Annotated in this window: 12 protein-coding genes and 2 pseudogenes; 1 reads left to right on the top strand and 13 read right to left on the bottom strand. The window is 65.7% G+C overall.

All coding sequences use genetic code 11. The annotated features are described in order from the left end of the window. Positions 1–85: 85 nt before the first annotated feature. The 13 genes and pseudogenes from IX761_RS06810 to IX761_RS06865 form a co-directional block, all read right to left on the bottom strand. Complete coding sequence (locus IX761_RS06810) at positions 86–1,504, bottom strand: undecaprenyl-phosphate glucose phosphotransferase (RefSeq protein WP_194788844.1); 1,419 nt, start codon at positions 1,502–1,504, stop codon at positions 86–88. Between the two features lie 303 nt (positions 1,505–1,807). Further along, positions 1,808–2,581 (bottom strand): WecB/TagA/CpsF family glycosyltransferase, encoded by a 774-nt coding sequence (locus IX761_RS06815; RefSeq protein ID WP_194788845.1) that lies wholly within the window; start codon positions 2,579–2,581, stop codon positions 1,808–1,810. Next, complete coding sequence (locus tag IX761_RS06820) at positions 2,581–3,768, bottom strand: glycosyltransferase family 2 protein (RefSeq protein ID WP_194788846.1); 1,188 nt, start codon at positions 3,766–3,768, stop codon at positions 2,581–2,583. The genes IX761_RS06815 and IX761_RS06820 overlap by 1 nt, the downstream gene beginning before the upstream one ends. After that, positions 3,765–4,967 carry a glycosyltransferase gene (locus IX761_RS06825; RefSeq protein ID WP_194788847.1) on the bottom strand — a complete coding sequence of 401 codons (1,203 nt, stop codon included), beginning with the start codon at positions 4,965–4,967 and terminating at the stop codon, positions 3,765–3,767. Before IX761_RS06825 ends, IX761_RS06820 begins: the two co-directional genes overlap by 4 nt. Positions 4,968–5,011: 44 nt before the next feature. Beyond that, positions 5,012–6,964: a glycosyltransferase family 4 protein gene (locus IX761_RS27080; protein WP_323744562.1), complete on the bottom strand. Its 1,953-nt coding sequence runs from the start codon at positions 6,962–6,964 to the stop codon at positions 5,012–5,014. A gap of 123 nt (positions 6,965–7,087) precedes the next feature. Continuing rightward, positions 7,088–7,996, bottom strand: a pseudogene (locus tag IX761_RS27085) (VirK/YbjX family protein); the annotation flags it as partial. 7 nt (positions 7,997–8,003) lie between these two features. Further along, positions 8,004–8,981 carry a glycosyltransferase family 2 protein gene (locus IX761_RS06835; protein WP_194788849.1) on the bottom strand — a complete coding sequence of 326 codons (978 nt, stop codon included), beginning with the start codon at positions 8,979–8,981 and terminating at the stop codon, positions 8,004–8,006. A gap of 28 nt (positions 8,982–9,009) precedes the next feature. Then, positions 9,010–9,534, bottom strand: coding sequence for a serine O-acetyltransferase (locus IX761_RS06840; RefSeq protein ID WP_194788850.1), 525 nt, complete (start codon positions 9,532–9,534; stop codon positions 9,010–9,012). An 8-nt stretch (positions 9,535–9,542) separates the two neighbouring features. After that, positions 9,543–10,499 (bottom strand): glycosyltransferase family 2 protein, encoded by a 957-nt coding sequence (locus IX761_RS06845; protein ID WP_194788851.1) that lies wholly within the window; start codon positions 10,497–10,499, stop codon positions 9,543–9,545. Then, positions 10,492–11,106 carry an acyltransferase gene (locus IX761_RS06850; RefSeq protein ID WP_194788852.1) on the bottom strand — a complete coding sequence of 205 codons (615 nt, stop codon included), beginning with the start codon at positions 11,104–11,106 and terminating at the stop codon, positions 10,492–10,494. Before IX761_RS06850 ends, IX761_RS06845 begins: the two co-directional genes overlap by 8 nt. A gap of 117 nt (positions 11,107–11,223) precedes the next feature. Next, positions 11,224–12,690, bottom strand: a complete 1,467-nt coding sequence (locus IX761_RS06855; protein ID WP_194788853.1) for an FAD-dependent oxidoreductase — start codon at positions 12,688–12,690, stop codon at positions 11,224–11,226. Continuing rightward, positions 12,687–12,836, bottom strand: coding sequence for a hypothetical protein (locus IX761_RS06860; protein WP_228533297.1), 150 nt, complete (start codon positions 12,834–12,836; stop codon positions 12,687–12,689). The genes IX761_RS06855 and IX761_RS06860 overlap by 4 nt, the downstream gene beginning before the upstream one ends. Before the next feature lie 91 nt (positions 12,837–12,927). After that, a pseudogene (locus IX761_RS06865) lies at positions 12,928–14,250 on the bottom strand (oligosaccharide flippase family protein); the annotation flags it as partial. Between the two features lie 257 nt (positions 14,251–14,507). Here IX761_RS06865 and IX761_RS06870 point away from each other — a divergent pair. Further along, positions 14,508–16,034, top strand: a complete 1,527-nt coding sequence (locus IX761_RS06870; RefSeq protein ID WP_194788856.1) for an O-antigen ligase family protein — start codon at positions 14,508–14,510, stop codon at positions 16,032–16,034. Positions 16,035–16,037: the final 3 nt, after the last annotated feature.

Genomic DNA, 16,037 nt, shown 5'->3' on the forward strand with positions numbered 1-16,037 from the left:
GGCCACTCGCCATCGCCCAGCAAGTGTAGTGCCCTGTAGGAAGATGCGTGGCCGATGGTCGGGCCATCCATCGGCCAGTGGCGGCTCAGTAGGCGTGCTTGCCGGTGAAGGCATTGAGCGTGCGCACCAGGATCACGAAGTCGAGCCACAACGACCAGTTGTTGATGTACTCGATGTCGGAGTTCACCCGCTGGATCATCTGCGCGATATCCTTGGTCTCGCCACGGAAACCCCGCACCTGGGCCAGCCCGGTCATGCCCGGCTTGATGTTGTGGCGGGCGAAGTAGTCGACGATATCCTGGGAGTACACGGTATCGTGCTGCAACGCGTGCGGGCGCGGCCCCACCAACGACATCTCCCCGGTCAGCACATTGAACAGCTGCGGCAGCTCATCCAGGCTGGTGCGGCGAATGAAGCCACCGATCCGGGTCAGACGCGGGTCGTTCTTCTGCGCCTGCTGGATCTTGCCCGCCTCGGGCTGATGCACGTGCATGCTCCTGAACTTCCAGATGCGGAACGATTCGCCGGTCCAGCCGGTGCGCTCCTGGCGGAAGAATACCGGCCCTGGGCTGTCGAACTTGATGACCAAGGCGATGACCAGCAGCACCGGCGAGATGCACAGCAAGATGACGGCCGCCAGCACCCGGTCCTCGATGTTCTTGAGGAACAGGCTCATGCCGGTCAACGGCGTTTCCGACAAGGTCAGCACGGGAATCCCGGCGATCTCGCGCACGCTGTGGTTGATCAGGCGCAGCGAGAAAATATCCGGCACCCAGTTCACTGCGATGCATTTTTCCAGCAGCTTGAGGTAGATGTCGTTGATCACCTCCGAGCCGCCCAACGGCGTCACCAGGTACACCGAGCGGATGGCGTTTTGCGCGACGAGGGTCTCCAGGTCGCGCACATGCCCGAGCACCGGAGGCCCCTGCGGATCATCCGTGGCCTGACGCACATCCTGTTCATCGAACAGCACGCAGCCCACCACGCGCTCGCCGAACCAGGGGTTGTTGCTGATCTTGCGGTAGAGAAAGTCGGCCAGCTCGCCATTGCCGATGATCAAGGCGTTTTCCATGCGATGGGCATGGGCCATGAAACGCTTTTGCACTTCACGCATGGCAATGTGCAGGAACAGCTGCACGAAGTAGCCGATGACGAACAGCTGCGCCACCAGCAACCGCGAATAGGCCTCGCTCTGTTTAGTCAGGAAGGCCATGACTACCAGGAAGCAGAAGGTCGCCGACCAGGCCTTGAACAGCCGGAAGGCCTTGACCGTCAGCCCGACGTTGGTGCGGTAGATCGCGTAGTGGTCGTAGATCACCGCCAGTGCGCCAATCAGCAGCAGCAGCATGATCACGTAGTCGGAGGTGATGTAGCCGAATTGCTCGTAGATCAGGTACCAGGCGACGCCGGTCACGGCGATACCATCCAGGCCGGCCTGGATGGCGTTGCTGACGTTGCTCCGACGCTGGAGCACGGGGCGACTGCTTCTGGGTTCGAAAATCATTGTCAGGCCTCAACGATATGAACGTGGCTGACGCCGTTGCATCAGGCGGCACAACAGGTGCGCGGACCGCTTGGCTCAAGGGCAGGGGTCGCTGAAGTGCTGAACGTGTCGGGCCCGGGACGCAACTGCCCGGCCAATGGTGCGAATGCGCGAGAAGAATGTCGGCCCCAGCATGCGGCAAGATCCCCCAGGTTGGTCGACCCCGAGGCCATGGTGTGCTTCACGGGATCAGTGCGGCGAGTCGCCCGTCTTGTTGTTATGTTTGCGTGGCGATTGATATCACTGTAGCAGCACCCTGCCATTTCAGGGCTCGTCGTCGACCATGCCCGGGCGCGCCGCGGCAGTCTTTTTCCGATACATCAGGGTGCGCAGCAGGAACGACGGGTTGCCCAGCACGTAGCGCACGAACAGGCGCCTGGGTTCCTTGATCAGGCGGAACAGCCATTCCGCGCCCAGCCGGCGGACCCACTGCGGCGCCCGCGCCACCCGGCCGCCAAGGAAGTCGAGGATCGCCCCGCCGCAGACGATAAGGCACGGCCCGGCGACGTCGGCCAGGCGAGCGGCGAGCGCCTCCTGCTTGGGCATGCCCATACCCAGCACGATCAGCTCCGGCTGGTATTCAGCGGCCAAGGCGAGGTAGTGGTCCAGTTCGGCGAAGCCATCGTGCAACGACACCAGGCGCACGCCGAAGCGCCTCTCACAATGCTGCGCCGCCTGTGCCAGGGCCGGATCACGGGTGCCCCACAGGGCGACCCGGCGTCCCGCATACGCGGCCAGCAGGCGGGGAATGAAATCCGTGCCGTTCATGTTCAGCCCGGGCTCCAGGCCCAACCGACGGAACAGGATCGCCATGCCCGAACCATCGCGCAGCACCACGTCGGCGGCGACCAGCGCCTTGTGGAAGCCGTCATTGGCCGCCACCAGGTTCATCGCGTGGGCGTTGACGAAGGCCAGCACAGTGGCTTGCCGCGGCGTCGTCAGCGCCTCGAGCAACGCCTGCTCCTGGGTCGGCTGCTCGATAACCTGCAGGCGATCGATGACGGCGGTCCAGCGTCGTTGCCAAGGGTGATCGTCCATCAGCTGTCATCCCGTTTCGAGCGCACCCATTCGACCTGGCGGCGGATCAGGAACCCCAGGTACAGGGGGACCTTCTTCGCTGCGTAGCACGGGGCATACAACAACACCGCGAACGGCAGGCGCTCGCGGCAGAAACGCCACCAGGCCAGCAGCACCGCGCTACCCAGCAGCACCACGGCCAGCGTGGCCACCAGAGCGGCAAACCACAGGCCCAGCAGCGCGGCGGCCAACCAGGCAACCGCGCAGAACCCCGCCAGCACCAGTACCAGCAACGCCAGCGGCGGCACCAGCAAGTCCAGGGCCATGGCCAGCAGCTTGCCTTTGCGCCGCACGAGCGCGCTCAACAGCAGCTTGGGGGCGTCGGCCAGCAATACACCGAGGTGGCCATGTTCCCAACGCGTGCGCTGGGCGGCCTGGCCTTCGTCGCTGCTGGGGAACTGGCTGCTGATCAGCGCCGCCTCGCAGAACACCGGCGGCTTGCCGTCACGGCACAGGTCCAGCCCCAGCTTCAGGTCCTCGGCCAGGTGCCCGCTGGCCACGTCGACCCGGGCCAGGTCGCGCCAGGCGAACGCCATGCCCGAGCCCATCAGCTGGCACGGCAGGCCCAACCGCGCCCACCCTCGCGGGCGTACCAGGTTCTTCACCCGCCAGGCGAATTCGGCAATCTGCAACTTGAGCCCGGCGCCCACCGGTGCGCGCATCAGGTACAGCGCCTGCACCGGCCGCGCCGTCGCAGTGCAACAACGCGCCAGGCGATCGATGGCGCCCTCGCCCACCTGGCAGTCGGCATCGATGACGATGACCACGTGCGGTGGGTTGATCGCCAGATGACGCACGCCAAAATCGACGGCGTAGCTCTTGCCACGCAGCTGTGCATGCTGGCGCTCGACCACCTCGGCGCCTGCCGCGCGGGCCAGTGCCGCGGTATCGTCGCTGCAGTTGTCCGCCACCACCAGCAGCCGGTCGTCGTCCAGCAATTGCGGGATGATGTCGTCAAGCGTGGCAGCGATGCCCGAAGCCTCGTCGTGCGCCGGTACCAGCACCGCCACCCGCGCCCGTGGCCCGTTGCTCAGGGCAGGCGGGCGCGCCGGCAGGCAGGCCATCAGTACCTGGACGAACAGCACCAACACCGGCAGCAGGATCACCAGCGCCACCGCGCTCAACAGCCAAGCCAGCAAGCCGCTCATGCCGATGCCCTGAAATAGCCGGCCAACCTGGCCGCCTCGGTGTCGATGTCATGGCGCTCCAGCACCCGCTGATAGGCCGCCTCGCCCATGCGCTGCAACACCTCGGGGGGTTGCGCCAGGCAGTCGGCCATGGCCGCGGCCAACTCCTGCACCGCGCCGGCCGGGAACAGCCAGCCGTTCTCCCCTGGGCGCACCAGTTCGGGGATGCCCGCGACATAGGTGGTCAGTACCGGGCGACGCAGGGCCATGGCCTCCATGATCACCACCGGCAGGCCCTCGGCGAAGCTCGGCAGCACCAGGGCCCGGGCGGCGAGAATTTCCTCGCGGACCTGGGCGCTACTGATCCACCCGGTGATACGCACCTGCGCCTGCAACCCATGCCGAGCGATCAGTGCTTCGAGCTGCGCGCGCATTTCGCCATCGCCGGCCAGCACCAGCTCGAACGCCACACCCTGCGCCGCGAGCAGGCGCGCGGCTTCGAGCAGCAGCAGCTGGCCCTTCTGCTCGCACAGCCGCCCGACGCACACCAGCCGTGGCGCCGCGGGAGCCGCCACGGCCGGCACGTCATGGAAACTGCGCTCCAGGCCACAGTGCACCACCCGCACCTTGTCCCAGTGTTCGTGCGCCACCCAACGAAACAACTGGCTGCGCCCGTACGAGCTGACGGCGTTGACGAACGCCGCGTGGCGGACCTTCTCGCCCACATGCAGGAACTGCGGTTTGTCGAACTCCTCCGGGCCATGCACGGTAAAGCTGTAGGCCGGCCCACCCAGGGCGCTGGCCAGCATCACCACTTCGGTGGAGTTGGTGCCGAAATGTGCGTGCACATGACTGACGCCGTCCTCTTGCAACCACAACAGCAATTGGCAGGCCTCGGCCAGGTAGACCAGGTGATAAGGCCATGGCCGATCGGCTCGCCGGCCCAGGCGCAGGGCCAGGCACAGGGTGCTGAAAAACCGTTTCGGTTGCGCGCGCAACACCTGCCACACGGGCCGCAGCAGCGCCTTCACGCCGCCTTGCAGCACATAGCGGGTCTTGCTCCGCTCCTCAAGATCCTCGTCGTCCTGCAGCTCGGCATCCCAGCCGCGCAAGGCAATTCGCCGGATCTCCAGGCCCTGGCGCTCCAGCGCGAGGATTTCCCGGCGAATGAAGCTGTGGCTGACCTTGGGGTACTGATTGATGAAATAGGCAATGCGCATGGAAAGCTGGATCCCCCACCCACGAAATGTTTGACCTGAGCCCGCTACTCCAGGCTATTGCTCGCTGCCGGTCGGCTGTATGCCCATGCCCCCGCCTGCAGTGCTTCGCCATAGAGGCCCTCGAGTTCCAGGGCCTGGTCGCTGCACAAGGTGATGTTGCCCTTGAACCGGTTGTGGTGTTGCCTGAAGCGTTCCTGGTGCTCGAGCACGTCGGCCAGCGCCTGGCGCAGGTAGCGCGGGTCCGAACTCAGCGGAATGATGGTGCCGTTCACGCCGTCGACGATGTCCTCGACCGTGCCGCCGGCATCGGTGCTGATCACCCAGACATCGCGCACCAGCGCCTCGCGCACGGCCAGGCCGAAGGTTTCCTTCCACTGGGTGGGGAACAGCAGCACGTCGATGCCGGCGAAGAACGCGTCGAGGTTGTCCTGGGTATAGCCGGGAATGATGCTCACGGTGCCCGGGATCTTTACGCTGTGCCGATTGAACGAACGAAAGCCCAGGTGCAACAGGTTGTCCACCACCTTGAGCTCGTAGTCCGAGCGTGGCAGCCCGGCAAAGGCACGGGTGATCAGGTCGATGCCCTTGATCCGGGTATTTCCGCCGACGAAGCCGAAGCGCAGCAATGGCCCTGGTTGGTGCTGGTAATCGGCCGCCGGGGGCAGGATGCCGTTACGGTTGACCCGCAGCCGCGCGGCATCGAAACCGTTGGCCAGGTACAAGTCCCTGGCGAAGCGGCTCGGCGCCAGCAACAGGCTGGCCTTGCGCAGGGTCGCGGCCAGTGACTGCTGGCGGTGGGCGTTGAGCGCGGCATCGTCCACGCAGGCGGCGCACACGTGCGTGTCGATGCGGGTTTGCCCGCAATACTCACCGTGGTTGTCGATCATGAACTGGCGCCCGCAGATCCACCAGGCATCATGCAGCGTGACCACGAACGGGATGCCTTTCTTCGCGCAGCTTTCGGCCAGCAGCGCGCCCAGCCCCTGGATCGAGTGCAGGTGCACCAGGTCCGGCGCTACTTGCTCGAGCACGGCCTCGAACAGCGGCACCGTGGCGTGGTTCTCGAAGTCTTCGACAGCCGAACGCTGCTCCGGCAGGCCCATGCCAAGCACCGCGACGTCCTGGGCCTGGTAGCGCAGCAAGTGATAGGGGGCGGTGTCGGTCGATGGCAGCGAGGTGAAGATGAACTGCTGCCAGGACGAGGTGCTGGCCAGCAGCCGTGCCATCTGCTCGGCGACCACCGTGGCGCCACCAAAACTGCGGGGGGCGAAGAAGATGTTCGCCGCCAGCAGCCGGCGCGGTCGTGCAGCTGTCACTGGCGGGAACAGCTGGGCTAGCTGGCGATCATCGCCGGCATGCGTGGCGGGTTCGACCAAACTGACGCGCTGGGCGCCGGCCTCGCGCATGGCATCGGCCAAGACCGGTGTCGCGGCGATCGCGCCATCGCAGGCGAGCAAGGCCTGCCGGTGCAACGCCACCGCGGCCAGCAGCTTACCGACGATGCCTTCGCACAGGCCATCGAGGTCCGCGCCCTGGCGATAGCGCACAGGGTCGAAGACCTGCTCGTCGGCGTACCAATAGCATTCGACCTTCAGCCGCCGAGCTTCGTCCAGCAAGCGAGTCAGCCGCTCGCAGGCTGGCAGCCGGCACAGGATCAGCACCGAGCATGTCTGCAAGGCCTCAAGGCACGCGGCGCTTTCACCCCACTCCAGGGCGTGGCAGGCATGCCCCAGGGCCAGCAGCCGCTGGCACAGTTGCGCCGCCCCCCCATCAAGGCGCCCCTCGCCAAGCAACAGCAAGCGCCCGGGGAACAACGTGCTGGCAGCCACCCCGGGCGGCGCCAGGGGCAGGCGCCGGCGCTTGTCATCGGGCGGGCGCCACAGCAGGCCCGGGCCCTGGCGCAACAGCTCGCGCCAGGCCTTCCTCAGCGTCGGGTACAGCCCTGCCTTGCGTATGTAGGCACGAAAGCGCTGGTCCGCCCGCGGCTCGCGCAACATCTGGCGCAGCAACGCCTTCGCCCTGACCGAGAGCGACTGGCTCGCAGTCGCCCCGCCCTCCTGCTGCAATGCCAGCGCATGGCCCAGGCGTTGGCGATGCAATTGCAACTGACGCTGGGCGACACTGGCCGGCAGCGCCGCCTCGACTTGCGCGAACAGGTCTTCGAGCAGCGCCTGGCGCCGGCGGTACATGGCGCGTTTCTTCGGTGGAATATCCTCAGGCGCACGCTGCGCCGGTGCCAGCGGAATGTCGAAGAAGCCCTCGAGGTCCGACACCACGGCGCCGCTTTCCTGCCAGATCACATCGTAGTTGGCGGCCAGCTCCTGGCCCTTGTCGAGCCCGAAGTACGGGTGACGGTGATGGCGGTGCTCATCGCTCACGGCGTAGATACGCACCGCCGCCACGGTGCGGGCCACGCACTTGAGCGCCTCGAGCACCAGGCTGCGCGGGCGCAACCCTTCGAAGTCCTTGGTCAGGTCGCGGTAGATGGCCAGCGAGCGCTCGCTGTCGATACCTTTGTGAATGCCCTGCACGGCGCCGATGAACAGGCACAGGCCCGCTTCGGTCCGGCGCAGGGTGAAGGCCAGCGAGGCCACGCGCAGGTCGGCCTGGAACAGGTTGAGCACCAGCTCGCCTTCGCGCTTGAACCAGATCGGCCGGTCCAGTACCAGGGTGCAGCCAGGCGAGAACGCCGACAGCTCGCCCAGCGTCCGCTGCTCATCACGCCCCAACAGCAACAGGCCGGGGTAATCGGTCGTCACCACTTCGTAGTGCGTCGCCACTGCCTCCAGCCGCTCGCCCACCGGCCAGTCCTTGTGCAGGTACGGCCATTGCACCATGCCGATGCAGTCGACCCCCAGCCGCTGGAAGTCGGCCGCACCCAGCACAGCGCTCATGCGCGCGAGGAATGGCCGCAACCGTGCCCAATGCACGACGATGCACACCAGCAGCTTGAACTTGTTGTTCAACGCCCGCAGCGAGTAGCCGGGTTGCAAGGTAAGCACACTCTTGAACAGTGTTCTGAAAACCATGGGCTTCTCACTTGTACTCGATCAGCACCGTCTTGCCGGTGCTGAGCTTGTTCAACAGGTACCGCAGTTGGCCGAACATCTCGGGGAATTTCCCCAGCACCAGGAACGTCGCCTGCAACCAGTTCTCCCGTGCCGAACGCTCGCCACGGCGGGCCAGGCGCATGGCCTGCAGCGGATACAGCAGCAGCAACAGCAAGCCCCAGCCACCCAGCAGTGCACAGGCGGCGACCACCGCCAGCGGAACCCCCAGCCCCCACAGCCAGGCACGCTGGGATTCGCGGCGCCAGTGCCGTTCCGGCGGCGCGCCATGCAGAGCGGCGCCTTCGGCGAAGGCATAGCCGGCACGCAGGCTGCGCCGCCACCACTGGCTGAAGCGGGTCATGGCGGCGTCGTGCAAGGTCATCTCCTGCGCCAGGCGCCAGATCTTCCAGCCGTGGGCACGCAGGCGCACGCACAGTTCGGGCTCCTCCCCGGCGATCAGCCCCGCGCGAAAACCGCCCACCGCACTGAACGCGTCGGCGCGCATCAGCGCGTCGCCACCGCAGGCGCGGGCTTCACCTACCGGGGTATCCCACTCCAGGTCGCACAGCAGGTTGTACACCGAATGCTGCGGAAAACGCTCGCGACGCCGACCACACACCACTGCCACGTCCGGCCGCCCGTCGAGGAACGCGCAGGCCTGCGCCAACCAGCCGGCCACGACCTCGCAGTCGCCATCGACGAACTGAACATGACGCAGTGTCGGCAACAGGCGTTGCAGGCAAGTGAAGCCTTCGTTACGGGCCCGCGCAGCAGTGAACGGCCGGGTCATGTCCAGTGCCAGCACCTCGACACCCTGCTGCCGCGCCATGGCCACCGAACCATCGGTGGAGCCCGAATCGACATAGACGATGCACTGCGCACTGCCGGCCAGCGACGCCAGGCAGCGTTGCAGGCGCTGCCCCTCGTTGCGACCGATCACCACGACCCCGATTCCCGTCAGCATGGCTCCCTCCCGCTGGCCCACGGCACACTCACGAACACGGCATGGCTTCTGCGCTCTTGCGCGCCTTGACCACCGCAGGCACGCCCACCGCCAGGCAGTTGTCCGGCACATCCACCAGCACCACGGCATTGGAGCCGATGACCACGTTGTTGCCGATGCGGATATTGCCCAGCACCTTGGCCCCGGCGCCGATGTCGACGTTGTTGCCGAACACCGGGGCGATCGGCTCGCTGACATTCTTCAGCCCCACCACCACGCCGTTGCGGATCCGGCAGTCGTCACCGAAGCGCGCGTAACCGCTGATGACGATGCCGCCGAAGTGGTCGATGACGAAGTTGCGGCCGATCTCGGCTTCGCAGGGTAGTTCGATCCCGGTGAGGATCTGCACCAGCTTGAACAGCACTTTGTAGACCAGCGACAGCAGCTTGCGCAGCAGCGCCGGGCGCACCCCGTAGCGCCAGCGCCCGAAACGGTACACCAGCAGCACCCAGAAGCCCTGGGCGCCCCAGTCGCCACCATGAGCCCGCAGATCCGCGCGAATATTCTCGAACATGGCGTCACCTACCGTGTGGGTTGGCTTGCGAAGCGGGTGGCGAACAGCAATGCCCAGGTGGTGCGGCAATGCCGCCAGCAGGCGACGAGCGCCTGGCGCCCCTTGCCCTTGAGCACGGCCTTGAGGGCCAGTACCAGGTCGCCCAGGCACACCAGCAGCATGTGCAGGGCCAGGCCCGCGATGCCGTGGTGCTTGCGAAAGTACAACAGCTCGCTTTCGATCTGGTAAGCGGAAATCTGCCGGCTGGCCGCCTCCAGCTCGGCCACCGACTTGGAGCTCTCGCCACCGATGTGCACCACCGTGGTATGGGGGTAGAACACCACCTTCCAGCCGGCTTCCTTGACCCGTTTACAGTGATCCACCTCCTCGTAGTAGAGGAAGTAGCGCGGGTCGAACAACCCCACCTGGTCGAGCACCTCGCGCCGCACCAGGTAGAAGCAGCCCGGCAGCCAGTCGCATTCGCGCACCGCGCCGTGGTCCCAGTCCATCTCGTCGACCATCTTCAACCCGGGCAGGAAACGCCCCAGGCCGGTGCGGCTGGCGAACACGTTGAGCGGCGTGGGGAAGTAGCGGCAGCATGGCTGCAGGTCGCCGTCGCGACCAACCAGGCGCACGCCCAGCACGCCGCATTCGGGGTGCTCATCCATGTACTGGAGGGTCTTGGCCAGCGTGTCGCTGGCAACGAACGCGTCGGTGTTGAGGAGCAACGCGTACTTGCCGTTCAGGTGTGCCAGCAACTGGTTGTTGGCACGGCCGAAGCCGACATTGCGGGTGTTGCTCAGCAAGGTGGCCTCGGGGCAGACCGTGGCCATGCGTGCCAGCGAGTCGTCGGCCGAGGCGTTGTCCACCACCAGGTAGCTCGCCAGCCGGTCGCCATCGGCCTGGCGCAGCGCGTCGAACATCGGCTGCAGCAAGCCGGCCGTGTTGAAGTTGACCACCATCACATCGACCGGCTTGCTATCCATGGTTGCCGTCCCCGAAGAAGTACTCACGGCGCACCGCCGCCAGCTTGGGCTCCAGCGCCGGGTCGTAGGCGCCCTTGCGCTGCTTGACCAGGTCGATCCACGGGTAGGCCGCACAACGCTCCTCAACCCGCTGGATCAGGGCCTCGGTGGTGCAGATGAATTTGGCCGGGTTGCCGCCGACCACGGTGCCCGGGGCCACGTCCTTGGTGACCACGGCGCCGGCGGCAACTACCGAGTCGGGGCCGATGGTCACCCGCGGCATGACGATCGCGCCGTGGCCGATGAAACAGTTGTCGCGGATGTCGATCCAGCCGACCGAATCGAGCTGCTTGTCGTAGCAGATCTCGATCAGGGCGACCACGCCGTCGTGACCGATCAGCGTGCAGTCCGACAAGCCGACATTGCTGCCCAGGCGCACCAGCGCAGGGTCGGTGACATTGCATCCGGGGTTGATGTGCACGTTGCTGCCCACCGAATGGAACCGGCCCCAGCGGGTCATGTAGATGCCCCAGTCGCGGGCATTGGGGTTGCAGAATTTTTTATAGGCGCCACCGCGCCCGGTCGAGTTGGCGTAGTGCGCCAGTGCCCTTCGTATCCATCCAAACATGCTGTATGCCTCGCACGTGTAGCGATCCTTGACTGTCCCTGAGGCGAATTCGGTCTCGTTCTTGTTGATGCTGACCGCACCGCGCTCAACCCGTTGCACTGCGTGTTGCCGTACTGCTCAGACGTGCGCGCCGTGCGCCGCTTTCATCCTGTTGTCCAGGTGATCGGCCAGCCGCAGGGCGAACTGCAACAGCGGCATGGTCGGGTTGGAGGCGCCACCGGTGGCGAAGATGCTGCTGCCGGCGACGTACAGGTTGTCGGTGCCGAACACCTTGCAATCGCTGTCGACCACACCGAACTCCTTCGCGGCGGCCATGCGCGTGGTGCCCATGTGGTGGGCATGGGGCGACAGCTTCAGCGGCAGCGCGGTGTCGTAGACATAATCGTTGAGCTTGATGAAACCAAGGCCGGTCTCGGCGAACTGCTTGGCCAGTTCGCCGCCGATGCACTGGATGGTGTGGCGATCGCCAGCGCTCAGTGCCCAGTTGACGTTGACCCGATACATGCCCAGGTCATCCTTCTCGTCGAGCAGCGAAATACGGCTCTGGGTGTTGGGGTACTGCTCGATCATGGTGCTGAGCACGCCATCGCCCGGGCAGCTGAACTTGGCGATGAAGTCGATCTTGCTGGCCCAGCCCATGTCGCACATGAGGCTTTCGAGGAAGTGCTTGACCTCGGCGGTGCGCCCATAGGTGCGCACCTCCGACAGCACGGTGGCCGCGACATTGCCCTTGCCGGCCTGGTACTCGGCAACGAATGCGTCGGTGGTGTAGTACTCGCGCGGCTCGCCATTCTGCCCATCCTTGAGGATGAAGGTGCCCATGTCGACGTTCAGGTGCTCCATCAGGCAGTGCCCGACCAGCCCATCCTGTGCCACCACGCCTGCCGCGCGCAGCGACTGGCTGTTGAGCAGTTGCCGAGCGTTCTCGATGGCGCCCGTGGCCAGGATGAAGTGCCTGGCCACCAGGCGCTGACGCTGGCGCTCGTAGTCGGACAGCACCACCGCCGCCAGGCGCCCCGAAGCCGGGTCGAACTCCAGGTCCACGCAGTTGCAGTTGATGAACACGTCGAGCCCCGCGGTGTCGGCAAGCGCCGAGGCGTATTTCTGGGCGAAGCGTGTCGGCGGGCTGAGCAGGAACCGGTCGGGGTCGAAGTCACCGCCCGCCAGGGCGGTGTTCAAGGGCTGGAAGTCGGCGCCCTCGGGCAGGTCGACGATGGCCATGGCGGGCGCCAGGTAGGGTTCGATATCGCTGTAGGGGATCGGCCAGCCCGGCAGGTTGCCGGGTGGGGCCACGGCGAAGTCGGACGGGGTGAACGGGCGGCAACGGCCCGCCCAGTGGTTGGAGGTGCCGCCCAGGTAGCGCAAGCGGGTCTCCTGGGGGTACATCTCAAGCCCTGTGGAGGTGCAGTGGTAGAACGCTTGCGAGCGCGGCGAGTACTCGTGCCCACCGGCTTCGGCGAGCAACACGCGCCAGCCGGCCTTGGCCAGGTGCAGGGCCAGGGTGATGCCCGCAGGGCCGGCGCCGATGATGCAGACGTCGTAATCCTCGCGCAGGGTTTTCTGCGTCTGGTAGTCGCGGATCATGCCTGCCCGTCCCGGAAATACTGCGACGGCAGCACCCAGCCGTTGATCACCACGAAACCACCGCTGGCCGAGGCTTCACGGGTTGCCTTGGCGGGCGGTTGCGCCTGATCACTGCCGATCAACGCCGCGCCGATGCCCAGCACCACGCAGCCGCGCAGGAAGCCCCTGCGCCCTTGAGTACACAACTGTAGCTTGCCCATGCCCCCCCCCCCCCCCCGCCCCCCCGGATTGCCTCCGCAACATCGGCAGTACCATCAGTTCGCGCCGCAGGCTGAAGATCCCCAGCTTGCGGTTGACGTACACGATCAGCACCAGTGTCGGGAACGTATGCAAGGCGACCCCCCAGATCGCATACTTCGTGCCGCCAATCGCCAACAGCAGCGGCAACCCTACCCACAGCGCAACGAGCCGGATGATGTTGTCCATCGCCTGGTACTTGGTCAGCCCCTGGGCAATCCAGATCTGGTGCGCCAGGGTGTAGCGCAAGGTGAAGAACGACAGCGACAGAATGCTGAGCATAGTGCCTGCCTCGGCATAGCGCTCGTCGTACATCCAGCCGATCAGCAAGGGGCTGGCGGTGAGGAACCCACCACAGGCGAACAGCATCACCAGGTCGACCATCAGCCGCGAACGGTAGTACAGCGCCTTGAGGCGCTCGGTGTCCCCCTCTCGGGCAGCCTCGCTGAACGCGGGCAGCGCCACCGAGCCGACCAGCTTGAGCAGCCCGGTCTGCAGCGAGCCGAGAATCAGCACGGCGATCGAGTAAACACCCAGCTCCGCCGCGCTCATGCTGGCGCCGAACCACATGCGGTCGCCGTACATGGCCAGCACACCCACCATCGACGACAGCAGGATCCAGCGGCCGAACACCACCAGTTCGTTCAGTGCGCTGCGGTCCCACTGCAGGCGGTTGCGCGGCCCTTGCAGTGCCACGTGACCCAGCACCGTGCCGGTCAGCGCTCCGGCCAGGCCGGCCAGCACCAACGCCCAGATGGAGCGGGTGAGGTAGCCGAGCACCAGCATCACGATCAACCCCACCAGTTGCGAGCCCAGCTCCACCAGCACCACGCGCTTTTGTTGGAAAGTGCGCACGGCGACGTCTATCTTGGTCGATTGCAGGCCGTAGATCAGCGCCGAAATGCCGGTTACCGCCAGCACCATGGGCAGCTCGGGCGCGGCATAGGTGGAATCGGCCGGCCACAGGTTGCCCAGTTGCGTAAGCCAGGAGGCCAGGGCCAGCAGCAGGGTCAGGGCGAACAGCACGAAGCCGCGCACGATCTGCACGGTCCAGGCAGTGTTGAGAAACAGCGGGTCGTCACCGCGATGGCTCTGGATGATGTTCTGCCGCAGGCCGACATCCGACAGAAGGTGCAACAGCACCGAAACGGTGGTGGCGATGGCCATCACCCCGAACATTTCCGGGAGCAACAGGCGGGCGATGATCAGGTTGCCGCCCAGGCGCATGACCTGCGAGGCGACCAGCGACAACAGGTTCCAGGCCCCCGCCCCCATGGCGCGCCGACGAAGGCTCCTGGATGCAGACACATCAATCGACGGCATGGCTTCGATCCCTGACTGAAATGGCTAGAAGTCACTATAGTTTCAATTAGCCATGATGCTAGTGTCCTGTCTCGGGAATAAGCTGTTCACTTTTGGCGGCGTCTTGAGCGCCCGGCCGGCGTTGCCACTCCTCGCCATAGCCCGGCCATGACTCGTCGCAGCGCCTTGGCCAAACACCCAAGCCACTCGCCAAAAGAGAACGTATTCCCGAGACAGGACACTCGCCGTTCACCACCAGCGGATAGGTGCCGTTGCCAATGCCTGAACATTTTCGTGCACTGATCGTCATTCTGTTCCTCGCCACGGTGGTCTTCGTGCTCGCTCGCCGGGCCGCCACCGACCTGATTCCCCTCAGCGATTTCAAGCGTCGGCGCAATCTGTGGTTCGCCGTGACCCTGGTGGCGTTCTTCTCCCACAGTTACTGGGTGTATGCCGCGGCGGCGGCGCTGATCATGTACCTGGCCGGGCGCCGCGAGCGCAACGTCATGGCGTTGTTCTTCATCCTGCTGTTCGCGATCCCTTCGGCAGCGGTGCAAATCCCAGGCTTTGGCGTGGTCAACTACCTGATCGACCTCAACCACCTGCGCCTGTTGTCCATCTGTGTGCTGCTGCCCGCTGCCCTGACCTTGCGCCGCCAACCTGAGACACCCGGCTTCGGGCGCCTGTGGCCCGATCGGCTGCTGGCCGCCAGTATCGTCCTCATGGGCGTGCTCTACCTGCGCGAAACGACGATCACCGACACCTTGCGCCAGGCGCTGTACCTGTACCTCGACGTGTTTCTGCCGTACTACGTCGCCAGTCGCTCGCTGCGCCAGGTCAGCGATTTCAAGGACGCCTTGCTGGCGTTCGTGCTCGCCGCCTTCCTGCTGGCGCTGATCGGCGTGGCCGAGACCGTGCGCCACTGGTTGCTGTACAACGCCCTGCTCGAAGCCATGGGCGTGCAATGGAGCATGGCCAGCTACCTGAGCCGCGGCGGCTCGCTGCGCGCCAGCGTCACCACTGGCCAGGCCATCGCCCTGGGCTACGTGATGAGCGTGGCCATCGGCTTGTTCCTGTTCGTTCAGGGTTATGTGCGCAGCAACCTGCAACGGTTGCTGGGGGCGTTGCTGCTGGCCGCCGGGCTGGTGGCACCGCTGTCGCGCGGCCCATGGATTGGCGCTGCGATCATCGTCGGCGTGTTCATCGCCACCGGCAAGGGCGCGGTCAAGCGCCTCACCCTGCTGGCCGTTGCCGGGGTGCTGGCACTGCCCTTGCTCACGGTGGTGCCTGGCGGTGAGAAGGTGCTCGACATGCTGCCGTTCATCGGCAACCTCGAGAAAGAAAACATCACCTACCGCGAGCGCCTGCTCGACAACTCGTGGATCGTCATCCAGCGCAACCCACTGTTCGGTTCGTTCGATTTTCGCAGCACCCCGGAAATGCAGTCGATGATCCAGGGCGACGGCATCATCGATATCGTCAACACCTACGTGAGCCTCGCCCTGCGTGTCGGCCTGGTGGGCCTGGCACTGTTCGTGGCGTTCTTCGCCAGCGTGCTGCTGGGCATCCGCCGGGCCCTGCTCGCTTTCCCCGACAAGGATGACGAGCACCGCCAGCTGGGCAGGGCCTTGCTGGCGACCCTGGTGGGGATCCTGGTGATCATCTTCACCGTCAGCAGCATCACCGTCATACCGACCGTGTACTGGTCGGTGGCAGGGGTTGGCGTGGCCTATGTGCAGATGGTCCGCAGGATGCGCACGGCCCGCACCACCGCCCTGGCCACCACCCGCCTCCAACCCAGGTAGATC

It is taken from the genome of Pseudomonas sp. UFMG81, from assembly GCF_015354575.1.
In the GTDB taxonomy this organism is placed as follows: Bacteria; Pseudomonadota; Gammaproteobacteria; order Pseudomonadales; family Pseudomonadaceae; genus Aquipseudomonas.